2 pseudogenes are annotated in these 1284 nt (G+C 48.0%); both read left to right on the top strand.

From position 1 onward, the window contains the following. Nucleotides 1–307 (top strand): annotated as a pseudogene (locus CIK04_RS29645) (rod shape-determining protein); the annotation flags it as partial. A 130-nt stretch (nucleotides 308–437) separates the two neighbouring features. After that, a pseudogene (gene mreC, locus CIK04_RS29640) lies at nucleotides 438–1284 on the top strand (rod shape-determining protein MreC); the annotation flags it as partial.

The following is a 1284-nucleotide window of genomic DNA, read 5'->3' as shown; positions in this document are numbered from 1 at the left end:
ATCGAAGTTCGTGGTCGTAACCTTGCCGAAGGTGCTGCCACAGTAGCTTTACCCTAAACTCAATGAGATCTTAGAAGCACTGCAAGAGCCGCTATCAGGCATTGTCTCGGCTGTGATGGTTGCGCTAGAGCAGTGTCCGCCAGAGCTGGCGTCAGATATTTCTGAAAACGGTATGGTACTCACTGGTGGTGGTGCACTACTGAAAGATCTTGATCGTTTGCTGACAGAAGAAACTGGCATCCCTGTAGTGATCGCAGAAGATCCACTGACTTGTGTGGCTCGTGGCGGCGGTAAAGCACTAGAATGATCGACACTGCACGGTGGCGATCTATCTCTGAAGAATAACGGTGAAGGTTAAGTGCCATGGCGTTTAAACCTTCAAACCTAAGGTTCTAAAACAAAATGAAGCCAATTTTGGTAGAGGTCCTTCTCTACAATTGCGTCTTTTTTTTGCTGTCATTACATCAGCCAGCCTCATGCTGCTGATGGTCGCTTAGATGCTTTCTCTGGTGTTCGATATTTCCTCAATAGTTTAGTCGCACCGATCCAATATACTGCCAACTTACCACGCAGCATGTTTGACGGTGTCTATGAGCGTTTTAGCCGCCAGTCTCCTGCTTGAGGGGAATCAAAATCTCAAGCGAGAAGTATTGAGACTGAGAAGTGATCTTCTGCTACTGGAACAGTACAAGAAGAAAACCAGCGCCTGCGTAAGCTTCTTGGCTCTTCGTTTGTGCGTGTATGAAAGAAATGGTCGCCGAAGTGAATGGCGGTCGACACCTCTCCTTATCGTCATCAAGTGGTGATCGATAAAGGTGGCATCGATGGTGTCTACATCGGTCAACCGGTGATCAACGAAAAGGTATTGTAGGTCAGATCACCTCGTTTTCGGCACACAATAGCCGAGTATTGCTATTGAAGCGATGCGAAGAATGCGATTCCAGTGACAAGTTGTGCGCAATGATATTCGTGTGATCGCTTTCTGGCAATGGCAGCATTGATGAGATCCAGTTAGAGCATATCCCAACCAGCACCGATGTTCAGGTCGATGATCTATTGGTGACATCTGGTCTTGGGGGCGTTTATCCAGAGGGTTACCCCGTGGCTTACGTTACCTCCGTTGAGCATGACACTCGCCGAGAGTTTGCGGCAATAAAAGCTAAGCCTGTGGTGGAGTTGATCGCTACGTACCTATTGCTGGTTGGCCAAATGAAGATCGCCAGCATAAAGTGCTGAATGCCAACGTAGAAGAAGAAGCGACGCAAGAGGTGAAAGATGGCGAAT

Source organism: Vibrio sp. 03_296 (assembly GCF_002265885.1).
This window is presented reverse-complemented; position numbering and strand designations above follow the sequence as displayed.